General features: G+C 59.4%; 27 protein-coding genes. 16 read left to right on the forward strand and 11 right to left on the reverse strand.

All coding sequences use genetic code 11. The features are described from left to right. Positions 1 to 60: 60 nt before the first annotated feature. The 4 genes from NBG89_RS27240 to alr all read right to left on the reverse strand — a co-directional run bounded on the left by NBG89_RS27240 (position 61) and on the right by alr (position 4123). Positions 61 to 1038 (reverse strand): sensor histidine kinase, encoded by a 978-nt coding sequence (locus NBG89_RS27240; protein WP_431323392.1) that lies wholly within the window; start codon positions 1036 to 1038, stop codon positions 61 to 63. A gap of 291 nt (positions 1039 to 1329) precedes the next feature. Next, the gene (locus NBG89_RS27245) at positions 1330 to 2181 is read right to left on the reverse strand and encodes a TIGR01459 family HAD-type hydrolase (protein ID WP_431323393.1); all 852 of its coding nucleotides are present in this window, start codon (positions 2179 to 2181) and stop codon (positions 1330 to 1332) included. A gap of 2 nt (positions 2182 to 2183) precedes the next feature. Continuing rightward, complete coding sequence (locus NBG89_RS27250; RefSeq protein WP_431323394.1) at positions 2184 to 3041, reverse strand: DMT family transporter; 858 nt, start codon at positions 3039 to 3041, stop codon at positions 2184 to 2186. After that, entirely contained in the window at positions 3038 to 4123 is a 1086-nt protein-coding gene (gene alr, locus NBG89_RS27255) for an alanine racemase (RefSeq protein ID WP_431323395.1), read from the reverse strand. Before alr ends, NBG89_RS27250 begins: the two co-directional genes overlap by 4 nt. A 133-nt stretch (positions 4124 to 4256) precedes the next feature. Here alr and NBG89_RS27260 point away from each other — a divergent pair, with 133 nt between their 5' ends. Next, positions 4257 to 5420, forward strand: a complete 1164-nt coding sequence (locus tag NBG89_RS27260) for a hypothetical protein (protein ID WP_431323396.1) — start codon at positions 4257 to 4259, stop codon at positions 5418 to 5420. 7 nt (positions 5421 to 5427) lie between these two features. Here NBG89_RS27260 and NBG89_RS27265 read toward each other — a convergent pair whose 3' ends face one another. Continuing rightward, a complete protein-coding gene (locus NBG89_RS27265; protein ID WP_431323397.1) occupies positions 5428 to 6459 on the reverse strand; it encodes a C45 family autoproteolytic acyltransferase/hydolase in 1032 nt (343 codons plus the stop codon). Positions 6460 to 7158: 699 nt separating this feature from the next. Then, complete coding sequence (locus tag NBG89_RS27270) at positions 7159 to 7806, reverse strand: hypothetical protein (RefSeq protein WP_431323398.1); 648 nt, start codon at positions 7804 to 7806, stop codon at positions 7159 to 7161. A gap of 206 nt (positions 7807 to 8012) precedes the next feature. On the opposite strand from NBG89_RS27270, the gene NBG89_RS27275 reads away from it, so the two are divergent. The 6 genes from NBG89_RS27275 (at position 8013) to NBG89_RS27300 (ending at position 12333) form a co-directional block, all read left to right on the forward strand. Beyond that, complete coding sequence (locus NBG89_RS27275; RefSeq protein ID WP_431323399.1) at positions 8013 to 8231, forward strand: hypothetical protein; 219 nt, start codon at positions 8013 to 8015, stop codon at positions 8229 to 8231. 227 nt (positions 8232 to 8458) lie between these two features. Beyond that, on the forward strand, positions 8459 to 9424 hold the full coding sequence (locus NBG89_RS27280) for a hypothetical protein (protein ID WP_431323400.1): 966 nt from the start codon (positions 8459 to 8461) through the stop codon (positions 9422 to 9424). Positions 9425 to 9913: 489 nt separating this feature from the next. Further along, positions 9914 to 10642 (forward strand): helix-turn-helix transcriptional regulator, encoded by a 729-nt coding sequence (locus tag NBG89_RS27285; protein WP_431323401.1) that lies wholly within the window; start codon positions 9914 to 9916, stop codon positions 10640 to 10642. Between the two features lie 114 nt (positions 10643 to 10756). After that, positions 10757 to 11347, forward strand: coding sequence for an acyl-homoserine-lactone synthase (locus tag NBG89_RS27290; protein ID WP_431323402.1), 591 nt, complete (start codon positions 10757 to 10759; stop codon positions 11345 to 11347). 15 nt (positions 11348 to 11362) lie between these two features. Next, on the forward strand, positions 11363 to 11572 hold the full coding sequence (locus tag NBG89_RS27295) for a hypothetical protein (RefSeq protein WP_431323403.1): 210 nt from the start codon (positions 11363 to 11365) through the stop codon (positions 11570 to 11572). A gap of 314 nt (positions 11573 to 11886) precedes the next feature. Next, complete coding sequence (locus NBG89_RS27300; protein WP_431323404.1) at positions 11887 to 12333, forward strand: helix-turn-helix domain-containing protein; 447 nt, start codon at positions 11887 to 11889, stop codon at positions 12331 to 12333. A 120-nt stretch (positions 12334 to 12453) separates the two neighbouring features. On the opposite strand, the gene NBG89_RS27305 is transcribed toward NBG89_RS27300, so the two are convergent. Continuing rightward, positions 12454 to 12924: a helix-turn-helix domain-containing protein gene (locus tag NBG89_RS27305; RefSeq protein ID WP_431323405.1), complete on the reverse strand. Its 471-nt coding sequence runs from the start codon at positions 12922 to 12924 to the stop codon at positions 12454 to 12456. A 139-nt stretch (positions 12925 to 13063) separates the two neighbouring features. Between NBG89_RS27305 and NBG89_RS27310 the strand changes: the two genes are divergently transcribed. Beyond that, entirely contained in the window at positions 13064 to 13360 is a 297-nt protein-coding gene (locus tag NBG89_RS27310; protein WP_431323406.1) for a hypothetical protein, read from the forward strand. Between the two features lie 145 nt (positions 13361 to 13505). Here the strand turns inward: NBG89_RS27310 and NBG89_RS27315 are convergent, their stop codons facing one another. From NBG89_RS27315 to NBG89_RS27330, 4 genes are all read right to left on the reverse strand, one after another. Continuing rightward, the gene (locus tag NBG89_RS27315) at positions 13506 to 13898 is read right to left on the reverse strand and encodes a helix-turn-helix domain-containing protein (protein ID WP_431323407.1); all 393 of its coding nucleotides are present in this window, start codon (positions 13896 to 13898) and stop codon (positions 13506 to 13508) included. Positions 13899 to 13915: 17 nt separating this feature from the next. After that, on the reverse strand, positions 13916 to 14227 hold the full coding sequence (locus NBG89_RS27320; RefSeq protein WP_431323408.1) for a type II toxin-antitoxin system HigB family toxin: 312 nt from the start codon (positions 14225 to 14227) through the stop codon (positions 13916 to 13918). Positions 14228 to 14449: 222 nt separating this feature from the next. Beyond that, positions 14450 to 14986 (reverse strand): hypothetical protein, encoded by a 537-nt coding sequence (locus NBG89_RS27325; RefSeq protein ID WP_431323409.1) that lies wholly within the window; start codon positions 14984 to 14986, stop codon positions 14450 to 14452. Positions 14987 to 15194: 208 nt separating this feature from the next. Then, positions 15195 to 15773, reverse strand: coding sequence for a hypothetical protein (locus NBG89_RS27330; RefSeq protein ID WP_431323410.1), 579 nt, complete (start codon positions 15771 to 15773; stop codon positions 15195 to 15197). Between the two features lie 174 nt (positions 15774 to 15947). Between NBG89_RS27330 and NBG89_RS27335 the strand changes: the two genes are divergently transcribed. From NBG89_RS27335 to NBG89_RS27370, 8 genes are read left to right on the forward strand one after another with little or no spacing between them, the layout of a single operon-like run. Continuing rightward, complete coding sequence (locus tag NBG89_RS27335; protein ID WP_431323411.1) at positions 15948 to 16838, forward strand: lytic transglycosylase domain-containing protein; 891 nt, start codon at positions 15948 to 15950, stop codon at positions 16836 to 16838. After that, positions 16835 to 17173: a TrbC/VirB2 family protein gene (locus NBG89_RS27340; protein WP_431323412.1), complete on the forward strand. Its 339-nt coding sequence runs from the start codon at positions 16835 to 16837 to the stop codon at positions 17171 to 17173. The genes NBG89_RS27335 and NBG89_RS27340 overlap by 4 nt, the downstream gene beginning before the upstream one ends. 4 nt (positions 17174 to 17177) lie before the next feature. Beyond that, positions 17178 to 17477: a type IV secretion system protein VirB3 gene (locus NBG89_RS27345; protein ID WP_431323413.1), complete on the forward strand. Its 300-nt coding sequence runs from the start codon at positions 17178 to 17180 to the stop codon at positions 17475 to 17477. A 2-nt stretch (positions 17478 to 17479) separates the two neighbouring features. After that, complete coding sequence (locus NBG89_RS27350) at positions 17480 to 19894, forward strand: VirB4 family type IV secretion/conjugal transfer ATPase (protein ID WP_431323414.1); 2415 nt, start codon at positions 17480 to 17482, stop codon at positions 19892 to 19894. Continuing rightward, a complete protein-coding gene (locus tag NBG89_RS27355; RefSeq protein ID WP_431323415.1) occupies positions 19891 to 20997 on the forward strand; it encodes a lytic transglycosylase domain-containing protein in 1107 nt (368 codons plus the stop codon). Before NBG89_RS27350 ends, NBG89_RS27355 begins: the two co-directional genes overlap by 4 nt. 12 nt (positions 20998 to 21009) lie before the next feature. Then, positions 21010 to 21711: a type IV secretion system protein gene (locus NBG89_RS27360; RefSeq protein WP_431323416.1), complete on the forward strand. Its 702-nt coding sequence runs from the start codon at positions 21010 to 21012 to the stop codon at positions 21709 to 21711. Between the two features lies 1 nt (position 21712). Further along, positions 21713 to 21928: a hypothetical protein gene (locus NBG89_RS27365; protein WP_431323417.1), complete on the forward strand. Its 216-nt coding sequence runs from the start codon at positions 21713 to 21715 to the stop codon at positions 21926 to 21928. 11 nt (positions 21929 to 21939) lie between these two features. Further along, on the forward strand, positions 21940 to 22962 hold the full coding sequence (locus NBG89_RS27370) for a type IV secretion system protein (RefSeq protein ID WP_431323418.1): 1023 nt from the start codon (positions 21940 to 21942) through the stop codon (positions 22960 to 22962). Positions 22963 to 22969 lie beyond the last annotated feature (7 nt).

Here is a 22969-nt window from a genome sequence, read left to right on the forward strand (position 1 = left end):
GACTTTGGGCAGCCTTTGCTCTCGATCAGAGATTCATCTCAGGTTCGCTCATGGGCGGGCTCACACGGGCAGCTTAATTGTCGCGGTCAACCCTTGCGGAGCGAAGTCGATTTCCACGCCACCGCCAAGATGTGCCGACGTTCCCTCGATCAGTTCGGTGCCGAGACCCTTGCAGGTCGGCGCCTTCACCGAAGGCCCATTCACCTCGCGCCACTCACAGTTCAGGTACTTCCGGTTCCTTGGCCCATCCTCCAGCCACCATCTCACGTGGAGCTCGCCGTCGGGATTGGTCAGAGCACCGTACTTCGCGGCATTGGTCGCCAACTCATGGAATATCATGCTTGTCGGAACGATCCTCGAATCCTTGATCTGGACGGATGGTCCGTCGCAAAAAAGCTGCCTTGCTGCGGGCTCGCCGACCGATTCCCTGAGGAGGGTCTCAAGGTCAGTCGCTTCGACCGCGGCAGCGATTTCCTGGGCACGGAGTGTCGCCTCAAACCGCCTTAGGAAGCTGTCGCGGTAGTCGACGCCGCTGCGACCTTCTGCCTGGGTCTGCATGGCGAGCGCTCGCACCACGGCAAAAAGGTTCTTCATGCGGTGCCTTGTCTCGGCAATGATGAAGTCCTTCTCTGCATCGTGGCGCTGCCTTTCCGTAACATCCTCGAAAAGAACGAGAATACTCGTGCTGTTGTCGTCTGGATGAACCAGTCGCCGAGCATCGACGAGGAAGGTGCGCTGTCCGATCGAGGGAAAGTCGTGCTTCACCTCAAAGCCGACGACGGCCGCCGCTTTCGGAATAATCGAACCGATAAGCTGGCGAAATTCAGGAATGTTCCATTGCCCATTGCCAAGCTCGAAGAAGACCTGTCCCAGGATGTCATCGCGCTCGACCTTGAACGTCTTCAAGAATGCGTTGTTTGCCGTCAACACGGATAGACCCTGATCGAGAACGACGACCGGCTGGGTCATCGTATCGACAACAACCTGCGCCTGGACATGCCCGGCCCTCAACAAGCGGTAAAGGTCTTCCAGCATCATTCCGGCTCCGCGGTAGAACGGCAACGGCGCGAGCATATTTTCTGCGTTACTAATATTGTGCGCCACCCAGATTCTGCGACGCCCTAAAATGTATGACCACGCGTGAACGCTCGCCGGACATCAGATTATGGTCGTCTGTCGCCGAGGCCGCCGTTCGCGCAGGGTCAGCAGTACGCGCTGCCTGGTCCGCACGACCTGATATGGGCTCTCCGTGCCTTCATGGCTTCACCTGAAGGCCTTTCTTGGAGGGGGCAAAGCAGCGTCGCGACCGTGCCTCAAACGCGGTTCGCCTCAGCTCCAGGAGAGCCTGTGCAGCAGGACATCGGGCACAGCATCATACCGCTCGTAGAGCGCCGCCAGCACTTGATGATCCGGCACATCGTTCGGACATGCTTCCGCGTGGTGAACTCCGGTCATTACGAGCGCCGAGCGGATGCCGGCCCGATTGGCGCCGGAAATGTCCGTGGCGAGACTGTCGCCGATCGCCATCACTTGCGTTGTCGGCAGGTCGAGCACTCGCAGGGCGCTGACATAGGCCGCCAATTCCGGCTTACCGAAGCGGATCACCCTACCACCGATCGCTTCGTATCTCGCAGCGAGAAAACCGGCACAACGGATCCTCTTCTCGGCGATCATGACCTCAAGGTCAGGGTTCGCGCAGACCAATGGCAATCCCCGCTGCTGTGCCTGCCGCAGCAAATCGTCGCCCTCCTCCATGTTGGCGGTCGCCAGGAGAAAATCGGCTCTTCCAATCTGTCCGACACGTTCAAGCGCCAACCCGTCGAGAAGGTCTGCAAGATCCGGCGGTCCGGCGTGCCAATAGCGCCTGCCACCGAGCGCGGGGGTGCGCGCGCTGTCAGCAAGTGCTGCACGCGCCATCTCCCCCGAGGTGACAAGGCCGCAATAGAGATCAGGCCCGAGGCCCATGCCGGATAGGCGGGATGCGACCGCACCGGCACGCCGTGGCGAATTGGACAGCAAGCAGATGCGCATACCGGCGGCACGCATCCTGGTGAGCGCCTCATGAACCGGTTCGTAAAGTTTGACGCCGTCATGAATGACGCCGAAGATGTCGAGAACAACGCCACGAAACGATGTAGCTATGTCCTTGATCGTCACCTCATCAGAAGGGCAAGCGTCCATGGCTATTCCTCCAGGTTGCGGCTGCGCCGTTTGAGCGGCGATACCAGGTAGACAAGAACGGCCGTGAGAATGATGCCGGCACCGGCAATGGTCTCGGTTGCCGGCACCTCGGAAAACGCAAGCCACACCCACAGGGCCGATAGCGGCACCTCGGCAAGCGAAATCAGGGCGGCTTCGCCAGGCGACAAGGTACGTGATCCAATGGCAAAGAAGAGCAGGCCAAGTGTCATCTGCACAAAGGCAAAGCAGGCAAGCAAAGCACCCTGCCCGACTGAAACCTGAAGTGTTGGGGCAAGCATGGCGCCGGCGATCCCGGCAAAACCATTGGAAAGCGCGACCAGAAGCAGGCTTGATGCGTTCGATCGTCTGAAAGCGATCGTCATTCCCGCCATGAGGACCGTCATCAGAAGCGCAAGCCCGTCTCCCGCAAGCCGCGGCCCGGAGGACGCCGATCCGGAAAAGATCACCACAGTCCCAATCCCGGCCATTCCGCAGAGACCGGCAGTAGACAAGGCAATACGGTCCCTGATCGTCAGCCATGCAAGCAGTGACGTCAGCAAGGGCAAGGAGCCGTGAATGACTGCGACATTGGCGACAAAGGTCAACCGCAACGCCGGAATGAAGGCAAGCATCGCGGCGGCCGACAGCAGGGACGCAGCAAGACCGGCTGAATCAGGCTTTATGGAACCTCGGTCGGGGACGAACGACATGAGTGTGCAGGTAAACGCAACAGCAAAGAGGCTGCGCCAAAAGACGACGGCAAAGACGCCGGTATCGATCAGGCCCATGAACAGGCCGGCGGTGCTGAACAGCACGGCGGACAAGAGCACGTAAGCCTGAGCCTGCCGTTCCAGGCTCATGGGTGTCGTCCAGTCGGTGCCTGGCGGTACCGGCGGGCGCATGACGCGCCCGTGCGGATCAGGATCTCCTGCGGCACTGTCGCTGCCGAGCGGGCCATGTCTTCGGCCGGTGCCGTTGCACTGATGAAATCCACCCAGGCGCCGACACGGGCGAGCTTGGCCGGCATGTCAGTCAGGTCGATTGCGCAATATTCCATCGACACGCGTCCGATGATCGGCACGGACCACCCTGCCAACTGAGCGAACGCGCGGTTGGCGACTTGCCAGGCAAGGCCGTGTCGATAGCCGATCGCGACAATACCGAGACGGGTCGGGCGATCTGCGAGGAATGCTCCCATATAGCCGACGCGTTCGCCGCGATGGATTTGTCGGATGTCTAGCAGGCGGGCTGTCAGCCGGACCACCGGTTTGAACGGGTTAGGGGTAAGACCGGCATTGTTGAGCCCATAAAGTGCGGACCCGATGCGCACCCTCTCGAAATGATAATCGGCGCCAAGAAAAACACCTGCCGAGGCAACGAGACTGCGCGGTGTCGAAGGCGCGAGCATCGCGCACATGCCGGTAAAGCGGTTCTTTTGCACTCGGTTGTGCGCGTTTGCAGCGTCGTCGGCGCAGGCAAGATGGCTCATCACAAGGTCTGGCGCCTGCCGCCTTAAGTGAATGAGCGAGCGAAGCTCCTCAAATCTCAGGCCAAGCCGCCCAAAGCCAGTTTCGAGATTAAGGGCATAGGGGATTGCCTCCGACGTGGCCGCGACAACCTCGGCCAGTGTGTTGCAGACCGGTGTGAGGCGCCTCTCCCGGTAAACCTTCATGCTGCCCTTCAGCAAACCCTCGAGAATTGCAATGTCTGCTTGCGTCAGGTGGCGGCGAACGGAGATTGCCTCCTTTAAGCTCGCGACGAAGAAGCTCGTGCAACCGGCGTCCCAAAGTGGCGCGATCACCCGCTCAAGTCCCAAGCCGTAGGCGTCGCTCTTGACGACAGCGCTGACGCCCACGGCTGGTCCCACCAACGATTGGACAACGGAGAAATTGGCTTGAATCGCCGTCAAATCGACGGACAAAACGGGTTCATGGGACTGCATGGCCAGCAACCTCTGATCGCAGTGCTGATTCTTGTTATCTATTGGTTGCAATCTACAGCGAATGCGGCCATGATGCAACCATTCGCTGCGCCAAAGACAACGTGTACGCCTAGATTGCACAAGGAGATGAAAGATGGCCCATATGAAGCATCTGAGAAAGATCCTGATTATCGGACAAGGAGTCCTCGGCGGGGACGTTCTCGACTTCCTGCTGCAGAGTGGGGCAGATGTCGAGATTACCATTGGCGCCCGCGATGCCGACAAGGCACTTCATCGCGTCAACCTGGCGCGCTACACAGCCATGAACCTTGGTTTCTCGCCGCCCGTCGACATCGTCCCGATCGATCTCATGAATGTCGAGGCAACAGCCGAGCGCCTGTCGCAGGTCAAACCCGACATTGTCTTCAACGCGACAACCTTGCACAGCTGGTGGGTCATCACCAAGCTTCCACAAGACGCGTTCAAGCGCCTTGACGCGGCGCGTGGCGGCATCTGGACGCCGATGCACCAGGTTCTGATCCGCAGACTGATGAAGGCCGTCCGGCTGGCCAATTCCGCTGCGGTTGTCGTCAATGCCTCCTATCCTGATGTGGTCAATGCCTCACTTGCCGGCGAAGGACTGGCGCCCGCTGTTGGCATCGGCAACATCGCCAATGCCGTTCCTGGCATCCGGCTGGCTGCCGCCCACATGCTGGCGCTGCCGCCGGCATCGATCGAGATCAGGTTCTTCGCGCATCATTATCTCAGCTATCGGATGCCGAGCACCGGAGGAACGGATGGCGCACCCTACCATTTGAGCGTCTATGCGAACGGACGCGAGGTGCCTTGCGAAGAGATCGATCATGCCATGCTCTTTTCCCTGGTTGCCGGACGGTTTCGCCGAGTAAAAGGGCTCGCGGGACAGTCGGTCACCGCCTCGTCGGCTACCGCCATGCTTTTGGCGCTTGCACGTCGATCGGGAGACGTCGTCCATGCTCCGGGCCCGTTCGGCTTGGTCGGTGGATATCCGGTCAGAGTTTCAGCTGACGGACTATTGGTCGATCTTCCCGCCAATCTCAGTCTCGACGAAGCAATCGCGATCAATCGTGAGTGCCAACGCTATGACGGTATCGAGACCGTTGATGACGATGGAACCGTTCGCTTTACCGACATGGCCGCGAGTGTTTTGGACGAGGTGCTCGGCTATGACCTTCAGGCCTATCCGCCGCAGGAATGCGAGGCCCGTGCGGAGGAGCTGGCAGCACACTTTGCCCAGTTTGCCCGCGACAGTGGAATGACGGATGCAAGGATAGGCTGAAGACCTTCTAGACATTTGCCGGGTGTAGCATTCCGATGCGCCGGTAGTCTGTCTGGTCCGGTTGACCGATCGCGACCATCATCTCTCGCCGACCGCAGTCGAATATGACCGAGAAGGCGGTGGCGGTCGGCTCACGGCCCGACGGCGATTTGCAGATCGCGTCAGGCGCGCCGCACCGATCTCTCAGCAGGGCCATGACGTCGTTGATATCGGTCAAGACGAACTGCCGCGCGGCCCGAAGACGAGAGCGGCTCGACGGATAATGGCGAGCGACCTCTTCCACGTCCTCCCACATAGCCGGTTTCGGGAAAAGCGGATGGTTCGTATGAACGATGCTGCGGAAAGCCCGGTCGGTCACCCCGGCCGAGGGCCCCACTTCGACCGCACGCAGAGTGCGATGCGCGTCGCCAAGCAGAAAGCACCGGCCGGACATATGAGGATGCGATTGAAGAACAGCGATCGCGCCGTCGACGGATGTTTGCTGCAACATCATGCGCCGGATCACCAGGCTCGGCAGACCGTCTTGCGATCTGTCGAGTATGAGGTCGTTGTTCACCAGGGCAAGACCATGCCCATTCATGCCAACCCAGCCAAGGGTGCCCGCAGAGGCCACGGTGACGAGGTGTTGCTCCGCGCCCTCATGGATGAAGACTGCCAGATGGCGTTCGTCACCGACCTGGGCATCCCAGTTCTGGGCAACGACGGTACCATGAGGTCCTGCCAGTCCTGCCGACGTGCATCCCGTCCGACCATTGGCAAAGTACTCGAATGCCGAGAGCAGAAAGACGTTCAGCGTCGAAAGCTCCGTTGCTTCGGCAATGCCGTCGAGTTCAGCGACGAGATCCATGGCAACGCTCGAAAGCTGATCAATGCAAACAGCCGCACGGGCCTGTGCAAGATTCCAGCTTGCATCATCGGTCGACCGCCGCAGGTCCGTGAAAGCGTCCAGGATCATGCCGCGCAATTCAACGCCATGTTGGCGCCCCCGCTCTTTCGGAGCCCCGCGAAGTGTAATAATGCGCATTCGGTCCTGGCCCATGAGACGCTCGAAATAGTTTAAGCAGATATATCCATATTGTGGATATCACGCCTGTTCCAGCCCTTGCCCGTGTGGGTTGTGCGAAACTTCCGCGCAGCGTGACGTGGTCTTGCTGTCCGGTAGCGGGTTCGCGCCGCCGTGACTGCAGCGCGCAAGGGATGAATTCGCCCAAAAAGACCATCTTGATCAATGCCACCACCCCCAGCGGGCCAATCCTGCGCTTATTGGCTCGGCCCTGGGCTTGCCACTTGGGCGATGCGGTCCCTATGCTCCGGTCACCGGGGATAAGCCATTCGTCGCAGCGCGGAAAGATCGGCCTGGCGAAGCGTGGTTGTCGTGGTTCGTCGCTGGGCGGGCGTCGGCCGATAATGGTATTTCGGCCAAGCCCGTGTCGCCGACCCACCCAACCGCCAGCAGCTGCTGCGGACCAATGTGCCAGCCGACGAAGCCTCCCTCAGGGATCCGAGTGCGTCATTAGTGGAGGCGGGTCATGGCGCTTACATCGTTTAAACGATACTGGTCGGCGGCTTCGTCGCGGGCGAGATCATCCAGTTGCCAGCCGTTCTCGTCGGGCAGCCCGAACGGCGTCCGTCGCGTCCGGAGCTTCCCCCGAGCTGGAAGCAAAGATCGGCCGTGTTCTGATCACGACCAGGAACAGCTGGCGGTCAGAGACGCTTCCCTGACCGCGTCGCTCGGCCCTTATTCGTCGGGCGTTTGCGCAGCGGACTTCTCCAATGATGCGCGGATCTCGTCGATCTTTCCGTCGGCATCGCCGACGCCAAGGATGGTCTTGGCTTGATCAAGTACAGCGGGGCTGACCTCGCCAGTCTTTGTTGCCGAGGCCAGCGCATCCTCCAAAGCCTCATCCCCGAGAACCGGGTCATCCACGGACGGTTCGGTTCCGTTGTCGATCTCATATTGCGCATAGGCCATCGCATAAGCGGCAATTGCGGTCATGCGCGGGTCCGAGGTGTGCAGGTAGGCCTTGTAGCTCCGCTTCAGGGAGTTCAGCCCGGCAAGCTGCGCCGAGCCATTCTTTTCCTTGGTGACCTTTCCAGCCGTGCCAGTCTTCGCAGACTGGGACTTGCTGCCCGCCTCGCCGGACTTGCCCTTCACGGAACCTTGAGACTTGGTGCTGCTGTTGGCGCTGCCATGGTTGCCGCTGCCACCACCGCCGTTTCCACCACCATTTCCGCCGCCGTTACCACCACCATTGCCACCACCGTTACCGCCGCCATTGCCGCCATCTTTTGCCATGGCGAAGATATTGACGCCGGCAATCGTCAGCGGGCTTGCGGCAACAGCCAGGGAAAGAGCCGCCACGGACGCTAAAGTCGAAATACGCATTGCTTCCTCCAAAGAGATCAAAATACCGAGCCGATCGACAAATACAGTCGATGAAACTCGTCTGGGCTGAGTCGGAAATTATAGGGGGAACGTCGATCGCACATCGGGCGGAGGTCCAATAACGGTCGGACTATGGTCTTATGACGATGGTGGGAACCCATCGCACCTTATTGCGTTGGCCCCCTACGAATGTCGGGGGAAGCCTCATGATCACCGATAACGGCAATCGAGATCTCGACCTTCGCACCACGCCTCATCGGTTTCGGCGGCCTCATGCCGCCTGGTGGACCTTGCTTGCGATCCTGGCAATGTTGGTGGTCAGCATCTACCCCTACAGCAAGCTGCGGTCCGCGATTGCCGTTCCCCCGAAACCGGCCGCCCAGAGCGCGGATCTGCCCTTGTCGACTGGGAAGATGGCCAGCTGACCAAATACACGCAGTCCGCCTAAGTCCGGATTCTCCCGGGGCCACAAGCCTGCGGAAGGGCAACGTCCGTTGCCGTGTGGTAGACCGATGAAAAGTCGATCTTCACCCGCCGCATCGCAAAAAGGACATATGTTGCATTGCATTATAATCACGACCAGCTTACCGTACGCCAGGGTACGGAAACAAGAAGCGCCGCGGGCACCACCATGAACGCATAAGGATATCAAATGCTTGATACGCCGAACTCCAAGCCGAAAGACCTTGAGGCGATTGCCCGCACAGGAGGGCCTCTGCGCCGCATGGCAGCGCGCGTGCCGACCTATTTGACTGACCTGCGCGAAAACCCCGCCTGGTTGCCGATGTTCGTTCTGGCCCGTACGATCCCGTTTCGCCGGGCACACTGGCTGACCGCCCGGCCGGTGCCCTCGTCTGCCAAATCCGCGCCGTCCATGTTTGGCGACATCAAGGCGGATGACGTGGCAGCGGAATTGAGACGGACGGGCATCTTTTCCGGCCTCAATCTGCCGGCGGCGATCCATGCGGAAATCGCAAGCTTTGCGCGCGAGACGCCATGTTTTGGCAATTTCGAGCGCGGCCTGGAGTTTCGGGCAGAAGACCACGCGGAAGCTGAACGCCGCTTCGGGCGCACGATATTGAGCGGCCATCATTTCGAGCGCGTGCTGCAATGCAAAGCCGCGCTCGCCGTCCAGCAGGACCCGCTGCTCATCGACATCGCCAGACATTATCTCGGTGGCGAGGCGAAATTGATCACCACGCGGACCTGGTGGAGCTTTCCGACGAAGTCGGCCTCGCAGGCCGACCTGAGCCGCGCATCGTTCAAGTTTCACTTCGATCTCGATGACTGGCGCATGCTGAAGTTCTTCTTTTATCTGTCCGACGTCGATGCCGATGCCGGGCCCCATGTCTACGTCAAGGGCAGCCACAACCGCCGGCGGCTGAAACATCAACTGACGTTGCTCGTCGGACATTCAGCCGAGGAAGTGTTGGGATTCTATGGCGAGGAGAATGCGGTCACCATCACCGGAAAGGCAGGCTCGGGCTTTGTCGAGGATCCCTTCGGTTTTCATATGGGGACGCTCGCAAAGCAGACGCCGCGTCTGATGATGGAAGTCGGATTTGGCGTGTCGAAACCGTCAAAGCGCCGCTATCATGGCGAGCCGGTCATCCGGTAGTCGGCGTCGACCGCCGAAGCAGATCGGCCAAGGGCGATAACTGCGCCCTGCATGGCTGGTGCCGGACAACGAGGCGCGACGAGGTTGGGTGCGCCGTCGCCTTTCCCAGAAGGCTCGAAACATAAGGCGCGGATGCTGGCCGGAACGACATCAGACGCTCCAAGCTTTTCCGTGGGGCCGCGACTTGCGCCCAGACATGCCTGCAGCAAGGGTTGAAGATCCCATGGCGGCGATTGAACGGTCTATGCCGCTCCGAACGCCTGCACGCCACATTCTAGAAGGCGCAGGACGGCACCTCCGACAAGCTCTCGACAATTGCTGGAACGCTGGTCGCGACTGCCGGTCAGGACCCGTGTTAATCCGCTGAGATTTACGTCCTTGCCGCCGAGGTGTACAAGCATCAGTAGCATCATGCGTATTGCAACCGCCTCACGTCAACATGCCGGTCGGACCCCTGTTGATCTGAGATCAACTTGCGAGCGACTTCCGATGAGCCCTTTCCCGACAGCAATCCTGACGGACTTCCTGGATGCTTCCGAGGGAACCGTCGATCGAGCCCAGTTGATGGCTGCCATTGAGGGCGTGACCTGCCAGCTGGGAGCAGAGCACTTTGCGGCAGCGTTCCTGCCCCTGGTGCACGAGCGGCTCGACTCCTATTTCATCTGGGAGAACTGGCCTAGCCCATGGTTTGAACGCTATCTGAAACTCAACTATTTCCATGCCGATCCGGTCGTCCGTTTTGTTCGGCTGTCCGGGCGCCCGATGATCTGGTCGAAATCGCTGCAGTTGCAGAACCTTTCGCCAAAATCGAAGCGGATCATGGACGAAGCCAGCGATTTTGGTCTCGTCGACGGGGTCACGATCCCGCTTCACTCGAAACATGGAATAGCTGGCGTCTTTTCGGTTGCAGGCAGGGGCCCGACGCTCTCGCCGCAAGAGGTCACCCTGTTGCAGTTCGTCGCGACACAGGCACATCGTCGTCTCCTCGACCTGGCTGCACCGCCTGTCCTCCCGCTGGAAGATCTGACAGTCACCAAAACCGAGAGCGAATGCCTGACATGGTGTGCCTCAGGCAAGACCGACCGCGAAATTGCCTCTATCACCGGTCGGTCTCCTCGCACGATCCAGGCGCATATTCATAACCTTCAGCGCAAGCTTGGCGCCACCAACCGCGCCCGACTTATTGCCGAAGCGTTTCGCAGGGGCCTGCTGCGCTGAAAAATACGACATTTTACGAATAGATTTTGCTTATCCGTGGTTGCATCCTCATCATGTGCACGCGGAGGCTTTGGAATGTTGAGGATTATTCGTGAAGCAGACGATCCTGAGCTTATGGAGCAGGTCTGGCTTTTCCGGCACAAGCGGTTCGTCGAGCAGCTGGGCTGGAAAGAGCTTCGCAGGGAAGATGGCCGCGAACGGGATCAATACGATACTGCGGATGCCATTCATGCGGTTTTGGTTCACCGCGGGCAAATAGTTGGATATTCAAGGCTCATTCCAACGATACGTCCTCATTTCGCGAGCAGCCTGCATCGCAGTTTGTCAGCCAGACTGCCCTCCGGGCCTTCAATATTCGAGTGGAGCCGGTGCGCCACGGCTCGTAATGCACTCCCGGTTGGCGCGCATGCTGCCTCTGATCTTTTGATGACCGGTGTTCTGGAATGCCTTGTGCAATTGAACGCCAGCGCGATCGTTTTCGTGACATATACACCTCTCGTCGAGATGATGCGGCGGCGCGGATACCCCGTGCAATGCCGGGACATCGTTTCGCTGAGCAACGGTGACCGGGTTGAGATTGTCTCCTCGAGCTTGCCGCCGGATCTCCTTTCACTGCACCGGCAAAGGCACGGTGTCACACAGTCATTGTTGGTTTGGGGGCGTGAGCGTAGTGCCACTGCACAGCGTCCTCCGACGGCTGCGTAGCGTCGGTGCCAGGCGTTGGTCCGCCGCAAAAAATCACTACTGGATGATGGCGATGCTCACCGCTTCGCGATCGCGACGGTTCATGCGGAGACCTCACAACTGCTGGGCATCATCGAGGAGATCTGTCGTCGTTTTCCCCCGAATGATGACCTGCATTTCGTCCGGTATCTGCTGCGCATGATCGTCGTTGAGACGAAACGGACCATGGGTCCCGATGATCCCTAGAGGTCGTTGAATACTTGCATGCGCCGACCTGGCACCGCGTAAGGTAATGTTAGGATGCCCTCCTAAAGTTCTTTGCAAACGTGAATCCTGTTGATAGACTACAACCCAGGCGATGCAATCGCCTTGGGGCGTGGAAACCCCATTCAAGCTTACTGCTCTTCATTCGAGCGTATTTTTCGCGACCAATTCGTCGGGGAGCCTGTGGTGTATGCAAGAGGTGTTCGCGCTAAAGACCATGGGGCCGCCTGCTTGACGGTTATTTCCATCTCCCCGGCTTCTGGTTGCCAGCTTGTCTGGCCAGCGGGAGCGCTCTTATGTTGCAGAAAACATTGGCTGATGCTGCATCAGCCCCTACCGATGCCGCCAATGAAACAACCGCCCGGCATATTGCTGACATCGAAGTCGGCAAACGCATCAAGAAGCGCCGGCAGCAACTCAGGCTGTCTCAAACCGCGCTTGGCGCCGCGGTCGGCGTCTCGTTTCAGCAGATCCAGAAGTACGAGCGGGGCACCAATCGTGTGAGCTCGTCGACCCTCTACGAGATCGCGCATGTTCTCGAGACCCCAATCACCTATTTCTTTGAAAGTCTGGGGCAGCGCGCGACGCTGGCAAATGGTGAATTGGAGCGCAAGGCGGCCGTCAGGGAAGAGTTCGTCGCCACCGATGAGGGCCAGCGGCTGGTAGACGCGTTTCTCGCGGTCCCAAAGAAGATGCGGCCCAAGTTCATATCGCTGCTGGCAACCTTTTCCAGTGAGCTTTGAGCGCGCTCTATCGGATATGCAATGATACGGGCGATGGCCATTCTGCGCACCCATTGTTGCCGGACGCAGTGACCGGCAGCAAGCGAGCGCATATCCTTTCGGCTTGGTCGACCAGGCTCACTAGGGACCAGGCGCTTTTTGAAGCGCAAATATCGAATCCAGGATCGTTGCGACTGTCCGTAAGGTCTCAGGTGGAAGAGCCTGTATCATCTTCGTGATGCGCCGGCGTTCCAGAGCTTCGTCCTTCGTTTGCCCCCAAAGATGGGGAGCGGCATCAAAAAGCAGATCATCTGGAAAAATGCCAAGGACTTCGCACAGGTGTAGGACCTGCGTGGCGTGGAGCTTTGTCACCGCCCGCTCGTAGCGTCCGTAGACCGCCTCGATCGAACCGATAAGCATGGCGAGCTCGGCCCGCGACAGGTCTTTCTGCTTTCGAAACCTGCTCAACGTTTCGGCGATGGTTTCATCCATCTCCTGTGTAGAGGCAATTCCGTCAAACCCGGGGCGGCGATAGACAGGGCGATCCACCTTCGCGTCGGCGGTTGGCTCGAGTCCGGTCTCGGTGATGTAGCTGTCAGTCCTTGCCGTCATGCATGTCCGCTCAAATCGATGGCTTGGTTTATAGCACTCATCCGGCGATTGGCCATCCGGTTTTGCCAAGTTGTAACGACGCTTGAGGCGCCCTTTTCCGGTCTGTGTCCTTGAGGTGAAATCAAGAAAGGGTAACGATGTGAGAACCGAACTGTTGAGACGGGTCAGGGCACACGAACGTTCCCTGTCGATGATGATCGAAATGAACAGGGCCTCGGTTAACGTCACGCGCCTCGAACTGAACAAGGTGCTTGCGAGCGAAGCTGCGACACGAGACGATCTCATCGATTGGGAAGCACCGACAGCCACGCTTGCTGTCGAAAAATTACTTCACCTTCTCGCACATGTCCTCGTCGGGCAAATCGCCTTCGACGATGAGGCGCTGGCAAAAATAAAGGCGCAGGGCCGGCGCTTTCAAAGCGACACTGAAAATTAATTCCACGAGGCGGATGTCGCCTGGTCGTTTACGACTTTCGACGCCGGCCAGCCTTCAGGTAGATCCGCCGCCAGGTGTCCGTCCGATGAGAAGGCCGTCATGGTCATTGGGGTCCTCGGTGTTCTCGACGTGGCCCGCATACGCCTCAAGCTCGCCTTTCGGCAGCAACTTCGCCAATCAGAGAGCCAGCGGGAATATTCCATGCTTTGCTAAGCTTTCTAATCTGGTCCAGGTTGATTTCCCGCTTGCCGTTCAAAAGATCAGCCGCTCGCGCCTTGGAGCCAATTACAGCCACGAGGTCGGCGCGACTGTAATTGTTTGCTATCATCACCGACTTGACCACCTCAATCGGATTCGCCGTCGGAATAGGGTAATGCCTGGCTTCATATTGTTCGATCAGAAGCACGAGCGCATCAAAATGAGCAGCCTCATCGGACCCCTCATCGGGTTCGTTCTCAAAATACGGCCGGACTTCCTGCAACGCCGCATTGTATTCGTCCTCACTCTGAAACGTTCGAAAGGCTTTCAAATTCAACATATCGATCTCCTTTCACCTCAGAGCTTATTCACGTCAATCGCATCGTATTGGGCGTGCGTCCCGACAAAAAGGACATAAATCCGCTGGGAGCGAAACGCGACCAGCCCCACAATGCGGTATTTGTTGCCGCCAACGTCGAAAATAACCTTGTTGCCAGCGACAATATCGGCCGAGTTGAAAGTCTTCTTCAACTCGCTGAAACTCGCCCAGCTCGCTTTGGACGCGGTGGCATACCATTCCGTCATCGCAGCTTCAGCAGTCTCTCTGGGCGACCCTTTTGGCAAGACATTCCAAAAATGCACCAGAGCGGATTTGGCGATAATGTTCATTCTCACCCCTCTGTAGCCCGTTCCCAATCTGGAAACAAGTTCAAATTTCCAATTTGGAAATCCTGTCGGCAAATTAGCCTCGAGAACGGTAACCCATCGACGCGGCGACACACCCAGCAGCGAGGCAACAGTTGAGGTGTCAGCACCCGCACCATGCTGCCAGGCAATTGCGACCCTCGACCGGCCCTGGGTGACAGGCGCGCCGGTGACGGGCGGCCCTCGTCAGCGCTTCAAGTCGAAATATAAACGCGAGTGCCTGTTGCTCGTCTCGTCGTAGATATCGAAATAGTACGGTTGTTCACGACGCGGTCGGGCCATGTACTCGATGTAGGCGCAGGGCGGGCGGTCGTGATAGACGCGGCCAAGGCCGCCAGCCTGACTTCGATCCCCGCGGTCAACGCCCCGAGACTGCCAACCTTGGCAATCGTCCACCGATCGCATGCAACGCGACAGTTCACGAGTGGCGTCGCGTCCGACATCATCACCCTGCGTCGCAGACCAGCCGGCGGGACAATCGGCAAATGCCTCATATCCTGGTTTTCCCGCGCCGCCTTCCGGGCATGTCGGCCAGGAAAAGCCTGGCGCCTTCATCGCCACGATCAGGCGATCCATCGCCGGACGACATTCGGGCACGCCATGCCATGTCGGGTTCGACGAGGCGACGCAAAGGAGCACCTCGCAGCCCCATTCGTCGGCCGCAGCGTTACGGGGCAACAACGAGACCAGGAACAGAGATACCGCGGCTAGAATGAGCTTCATGTCTAGCGTCTCCTTAGGTCGCAAGCGACTGGCACACCCGCGCCAAGGGGGATGGGTTGGCAAAGGCTTTGAAATCTCGTAGCGCAGACCGGCAACTTGTCGGCCGCAGCCCGTGGTCGGCCCAGGCAGGCGGGACCCGAGGCCCGCCCCGGTTCGACGGCAGCTGTTGCGATGCAGAGCGTGATCGGCGTTCGGCGTTTTCGCCGGATCATCGCTTTGTCCTCGGATCAGCCCACATGCCGAACCCCTGGCGGCCGATCCTTTCGGCCTCCGCCAGGTCCGGACGCATGAGCGAGCCATCCGCTTTTTTTGCCAGACGTAGTGCACCCAAAGCGACCAGGTCCTCTTCAAAATTGCTGATGCTGTCGAGCGATCCGGGGAAAAAATAGTGGCCGAAGCAGGTTACATCTTGCTTGGGAGCATTCTCCTCGGAAACAAAGGCCCGGCAAAGGATGACCTTTGGGTATTTGAGAAGGATTTTCAGTTGCTGCTCGGCAAAGTCTTCGCAGCTGCCGGAAAAACCCTCCTTCCGGTTGACCATCTGACCCTCGCAAGGCTCCACGCCAAAAAGATGCAAGGTGATCTTGTCGTCGATCACGATCTCGTTCGACGAACGGGCGCGAAACCCGATCGCTGAGGCGTAACCCTTCCGGGAAACAATGGCACTGCTGCCGTCGTAATACTCGACCACCAGCACCATTTTTCCTGGCGCAGCAAGAGACTTGATGTAGGCGGGTTCGACGGGGCCAGCAGCAAAGGCACGAGACACGAGCCCTGCAAACAGCATCGCAGTCGCAGCGACAGCTTCTCGAACGAAAGACGTTTGGGACATCAGCACATCCTCGCGACAATGTTTTAGGCCTGACGATCTGAATTACTAGACTATAACAGTTCATTTATGGAATTGACAACAGGTCATTTTTGGTGTCGTTTGGCTCCAGACGGAAGCAAGGATGATCGTATGACCAGCAAGTTCCAGGCGTCCATCATCGCGGCGACAGCATGGCTGCATTCGGCGACAACCGAGGCGCAGTCGACAAAAAACGACGGTAAATCAATTATTTCATGGCTATCGCATAATGGCGCGATCCCGCAGCCGCGCCTCGTGTCGCCTGGCGCGGCGGCGGTGAAAATCAAAGGGGAAGCCATTCTTTTACCTCGCCAGCCAGTCGCCGGCACAGCTCAAGATGTGGACTATTTTAGTTCCTATTTATCTGGCCGCAGCGATCATCAACGTCGCGCTCGCTCCCTTGAAGAACAGACCAAATCAGTTCGGAAAGACGAGTCACTGGTTTCGACCTCCCCACCGCCCTGCGGTCCCTCGCCGGCGTCGGTAGAAGACATCAAGGCGTTGGCGGTTGACAGTGCTGGCCGGCACGGCGTGGATCCGGATTTCGCCCTTGCCGTCGTCTGGACCGAAAGCCGCTTCGATCAACTCCGCAACAGCCCCAAGGGTGCGCGCGGGCCGATGCAGTTGATGCCGGAGACAGCCAGGCGCTTCAATGTGACTGATGTTTGCGATCCCGCCGACAACATCGACGGTGGCATGCGGTATCTGCGCGCGCTTCTCGATGAATTCAAAAGCCCGATCATCGCGGCCGCTGCCTATAATGCCGGCGAACAGGCGGTCTACAATAGCGGCGGCCTGCCAGCCTATCCCGAGACCGTCCGTTACGTTGCCTCGGTCATCAACCACCAGCTCGGGCTCGCCTTTCCTGTCAAGCGGAAAGGTCGCAGCCGCAATCAGATAACCGATATCGACACCCCCCGCGCGAGCCACATCCTCGGCGCGCCAACGCCGACCTTCGTTGGCGGGGTCATGAAGTTCCCAACTGAAAGGAGATTGCCATGAAGCTTGTCGTATCTTCCCATCAAAAGGGATGGGCACGCGGTGCTGCCGTTCTCGTCGCGCTTGTCCTGATGCAGTTTGCCGCGGCGGACCTTGCCGTGGCGCAGGCGACCAACCAGGCGTTTGCTCCGCTTCAGACCGTGGTGCAGGCCGTGGTCGATTTCATCACCGGGCCATTCGGACGTCTCGTTGCCATCATTGCAGTCATCGGACTGGGGTTTCTTGCATTCGCCGGTCGCCTCAGCTGGTTCACGGCCGGCGCTGTCGTTCTCGGGATTGGCCTGGTCTTCGGCGCACCAGCCATCGTCGACCAGCTGATGTCGACGGTCGGGAACTGATCCCATGGCTGCTATCAAGGATGAAAAACCAAACCTGACTCCCCTGGTTATCGGCCTGACCCGGTCACCGACGCTTTGGGGCGTACCCTATATGGCGGTCGTCGCCGTCGTCGGGCTTACGATCATCGCCTGGCTGATCATCAACGAGCTGTGGGCGCTCATGACGGCACCATGTGCCTACGCCGTTCTTTTCACCCTCTGCAGCCTGGACGCGCGTGTCCTCGCTGTCTTGCAGGTCTCCATGCGGCTGACGCCCCGGACGCCGAACCAGACATTCTGGGGCGCAAATTCCTACGGGCCATGACCATGCTCAGGATCATCAGCGAAGAACTCGGCTTTGGATCCGCCCACCGTCGCGAACGGTCGATGGCCAGACACATCCCTTATCTCCGTCACGTCGCCGACACCGTCATCAAGCTCAAGGACGGCACCCTGATGAGCGTCATCAAACTGGACGGACTGTTCTTCCAGACCGAGGACCAGGCCGAGATCAACATGCGCGCGGTGGTGCAGAACACGTTGATCCGGGCGCTCGGCTCCAGCCGTTTTTCCCTTTGGTCGACGGTGATCCGCCGGCAGGTCGACAGCTTCATCGCCGGCCAGTTCGACGATCCGTTTTGCGCCGAGCTTGATCGCCGCTACACCGCCTCGCTTGGCGGCAAGCGGATGTTCACGAATGAGCTTTACCTGACCGTCTTGCGGTCGGGCATGCGCGGCGCGCTGGCGGCCGGTGACCGCGTCAGACATTTCCTCGCCCAAGCCCTGGGCGGTGAGGCCAAGGAGGATCAGCTCTTCGAGGCAGTTGGCGAGCTCGAAGAGCTCGTCGGCAATATCGTCCGCGACCTTGAAAGGTACGGCGCGACAGTCCTTGGCATTTCAAGCCTCAACAACGAGCCCTACTCGGAGCCGTCGGCGTTCCTGAACACCCTCCTGACCTGCGGCGTACCGCGCAGGATGCGCCTTGCGCGCATGAGCCTTGCCGGTTTCCTCGGGACATCGCGGCTCCATTTTGCACGGCGCACAATGCAGGCGCAGGGGCCGACCAGGCAAGAGGACCGCTTCGGGGCGATGCTGTCCATCAAGGAATATCCGCCTTTTACTGGCCCCGGGATGCTGGATGGCCTCTTACAGGTGAACCACGAGTTTATCCTGACCCAGTCCTTTACACTCGCCGACAAACCGATTGCTCAGGAACGCATTGCCAGGCTCAGGCGGCAGATCGGCGCGTCGGACGAGGCCGGCAGCGATGTCGAAACCGATATCGATTTCGCGCTGAACAGCCTGCTCAACCAGGAGGCGGTCTTCGGCTTTCATCATCTTTCGCTGCTCTGCCTGTCGCGCGACCTCGATGGCATCAACAAGGCGATCGCAGATCTCGGCGCCCGCCTCACCGACATGAACATCAACTGGCTGCGCGAGGACCTCAATCTTGAGGCAGCATTCTGGGCGCAACTGCCTGGCAATCATGCCTATATCGCCAGGCGGGCGATGCTTTCGAGCGCCAATTTCTCCGGCCTGTCGTCGATGCACAATTTCGCGGCCGGCCAAAGCGAGGGCATGCATTGGGCAAGCCCGGTCACGGTTCTGGAAACGTCCAGCCAGACACCCTACTGGTTCAACTTCCATCAGCGAGATATCGGCCATTTCCTGGTGACCGGGCCAACTGGATCGGGCAAGACCGTCGCCCTTACCTTTCTGCTTGCGCAGGCTTTCAGAGTGAAACCGCAGCCGCGCGCCGTCTTCTTCGACAAGGACCGGGGCGCGGAAATCTTCCTGCGGGCGATGAATGGTTCATACGAGATCCTCACCCCGGGGACGCCAACCGGCTTCAATCCCATGCAGATCGAGGACACCGGTGAAAACCGGGAATTTCTGCTCCGCTTGCTAAAGGCGATGGTCTGCAAGGACAAGGACGCCACATTCGATCAGGAAGAAGAGGACACGCTTGAGCGCGCCATCGTCCGGCTCATGCGCGAGCCTTTGGCCGAACGAACGCTGACCAACCTGGCCGGGCTGCTTGCCGGACGCTCGCGCGCCGGGCCGAACGATCTCCATGCGCGGCTGCGCCCCTGGATAGAGGGCGAGAAGGCCTGGCTCTTCAACGCCTCCCATGACCTCTTGTCCTTTTGCGAAGGGCGCGTCTTCGGCTTCGACATGACGAATATCCTCGACAATGACGATGTCCGCACCCCGGCGCTGATGTACATCTTCCATCGGCTGGAGGCGCTCTTCGACGGCAACCCGGTCATGATCTTCCTGGACGAGGGCTGGCGCCTGCTCAAAGACCAGACCTTCAGCGACTTCATCGTCGACAAGATGAAGACCATCCGCAAATTGAACGGCATTGTCGGCTTCGGCACCCAGTCTGCTGCGGATATTGTCCGCTCGCCAGCCGCGCACACGCTGATCGAACAGTCCGCCACGAATATTCATTTTCCCAATCCGCGCGCGGACGAGGAAAGCTACATCCATCGTTTCGGGCTCACCGCCAAGGAATTCAGCTTTATCCGCAACACGCCGCCGGAAAGGCGATCCTTCCTGATCAAGCACGGCAATGACAGCGTCATTGCCCGGCTCGATCTCGGCTCAATGCCGGACCTGATCAAGGTGCTCTCCGGACGCAAGGAAACCATCGAGGAATGCGCCCTGCTTCGCAAACAGTACGGCGATCATCCCTCCGGCTGGCTGGCAAGGTTCTGCGGTTGGGAGGAGCGTTCGTGAAAAGCGGCAAAGCGCAAAGGCCGCCATGCGCCGCCATCGTCGCCCTGACAGCCCTGGCGATCGGCCTTGGGGCGGAGTTGGCAAGGGCAGACGTTCCAACCTTCGACAGCAGCAATCTCAATCCACGTGACAAGCGTGCCAAGACGACCGCAGAGATCGAAGACACCGATCACGAGCGCTACACGATCCACACCTCGGTTCGCTGCTCGATGTACCGGCCGGGCCGGCGCAATGATCCGCTCGGCGCAGCGCAAGCCAATCCGGAAATTTCCGGTCTCGTGCGTCGCGTCGCCCGCGAACTTGGTGTCGACGAAAACGAGTTCCTTGCCCTCGTCTATCAGGAGAGCCGTTTTGATCCATGCGCCAGGTCCGCGGCCGGCGCGACCGGACTTGCCCAGCTGATGCCGGACACAGCCGCCGAGCTTGGCGTCGACGAGAACAATATCGAGGAGAACCTGCGTGGCGGCGCGCGCTATTACAGGCAGCAACTATCCAATTTCGGCGGTGACGTGAACCTTGCCCTTGCCGCCTATAACTCAGGTCCTGGCAACGTCAGCAAGTATGGCGGCATTCCTCCCTTCAAGGAAACCCAAGGCTATGTCGCCCAGATCACAAAGGCCTGGCTGCCGGCCTTCGGCGGATCCGACAAATCGGGAATTCCTCTGAATTTCGGGGGCGGAGAAACCACCTACACAGGCATGCGGACCTCGACCCTGAACGCGATCGGGATCAGCACGTCGACGTCTGCCAGTCTTGGCGACGTCGCAAGCTGGTACCAGCAACTGGGCGCGCTGCAGACGGGAACGATCCAGGACAGCTGGGATCACAATTCGACGGCCCGCAACGCCAATCTCGAAATGATGAACAACGTCACCAAGCTCGTCACTGCCATGGCGGATCTCATAAATTCGCGCAATGCCGTGTCGTCGGCCAACCTCTCCGGCTCCTCGCAGACGACCAGCAGCAAGGCTGACGACCCGGTAAGCGACACAACAGGCTCCTGCAGCCCACGGCAAGATCTGGTTTGGATTGCCGAAGACAGGGCCTGCATCGAAAAACGCCCCGATGTGAACCAGGTGCAGCTGATGCTGCAACCGCAATGATGGGAGAACGACATGAGACTTGAAATCCTGACAATGTCCGTCCTGCTTTTTATGCACCAGGCTGCCCTCGCCGACGTGCCGGTCATCGACAGAACCAACTATCAGGTCGCCAAAAAGACCGCCGAAACGACGGACAGGATCCTGGACACCAACAAGCACATCCTGGAGACGGTCGAAGACACGCTGAAGGCCGTGACCGGAGACCGTGGCAGCACCGCGGCGCCCTTGAACAACCTGGCGATCGGGAATGGCTTCAGCGTCTCGCAGATCCCCTCGTTGGACGGCATTCTGAACAAGGGTTTGCCGAACTTCGGCTCAATGAGTGGCGACATCGCCAAGCAAGCGACCTTGTTCATCAATGGCCTGCAGCTGGTGAAAAACCTGTCAGGCAAGGACAATAGCAGCTTTTCGGGCGACAAGTCCTATGAGCAGCTGGTCAACACCGTGCTTGGGGTTTCCGCCCTGACCAACGGTTCGCAAAAGGCAACCGAGACGCGGCGCAGCGCCTTCGAAAAAGCCGGTGCGCGGATCGGGACTGCTCAGGATATCAAGGGTTCGATCGATCAGAACACCCAATTGCAGGTGCAGTCGGGACTGACGCTCAACGAGATGATCGGGGTGATGAACGGCGCAGTCTTGTCGCTGCAGGCGGAAAACCAGCGCCGCCTCACCGATATTTCCAACACCAGGAAGACGCTGACCTACGGCAATTAGCATGACGATCGGAAGAATGCTTGGCATCGCAGCCGTCGCCACCGCCTTGCTGTCGGGATGCGGCACCGTGAAGGAGAAGACGGCGCCGTGCAAACGGCCCTTGAGCCTCGCATCGTTTGCCGGCGACCCCAGACAGGATTGCGCCGTCATGCGGCGCGTCAATGATCCGGCAGCGGCCTTTGCCGCGATCGGCATCGCTCCACAAGACGGTCAATGAGGATCTCGGGGATGCAGGATTTTCTTGGCGATCTGCTGCAACGCATCGAAGACTCCGGTTCGAGCTTCTCGCAGCAGGCTTACACCGTAGTCGGCAACGAACTGATGCCGCTGCTCAGGGTCATGTTCATGGCCTACGTGGCCTGGTACGGGCTGCAGCTGATAATGGCCACGTCGCGTCTTTCGCTCGGCGACATCATTGGCAGGATCGTCAGGATGATGGTCATTCTCGCCTTGGTCGGCTCCTGGGCCAACTTCAACAATCTTTTCTATCATTGGCTGAACGACACGCCCGAAGACGTCGGCAGGGCGATCCTGGCTGCCTCGGGCACGGGGATTACCGAGCCGACCAACGGTCTGTCGCAGATATGGATGACAGCCAACGAGGCGGCCTCGGCCTTTGCGGAGCAGTCCGGCTACTTTTCGGTCCTGCCAAGCATGATCGGCATCCTGATCCTCGTCGGCGCCGGCATCTTCATCGCAATCGCCCTTGCCGTCCTCATCCTTGCCAAGGTGATGCTTTGGGTGCTGATCGGCACCGCGCCAGTCTTTATTGCCTGCATGCTGTTTGATCGCACCCGCAGCTACGGCATGGGTTGGTTCAACCAGGTGCTGACCTATGCGCTCATTCCGCTGTTCATCTACGTCATTGCCGCCTTCCTGATTGCCGCGATGAACCCGGAGCTCACCAAGATCGATGCAGCAAGCGGGGCGCGGACCCTGACGCTTGCCGACATCGCAGGCTTCCTGCTTTTGTGCATCGCCGGCGGGTTTGTCATGCTCTACATCCACTCGATCGGCCAGGGAATTGCCGGCGGCATTGCCATCGGCGTCGGAAACGTCGCCAACGGCATCACCCGCCGACTGGGCGTCCAGTATCCAGCCGCCCTGGCCAAGGGCGGCGTGAGGCTTGGCCTTGCGGCCTATCGCGGCAGTCGCTCGCTCTCGAACCGCGCTGGCGATGCGGCAGACGGCGCCTCCGCCACACGCCAGGCCATGCAATCGAAAATCTCTAGCCAGAGCCTCCCAGGCTGACGATCAG

It is taken from the genome of Rhizobium sp. YTU87027, assembly GCF_050644135.1.
Lineage (GTDB): Bacteria > Pseudomonadota > Alphaproteobacteria > Rhizobiales > Rhizobiaceae > Rhizobium.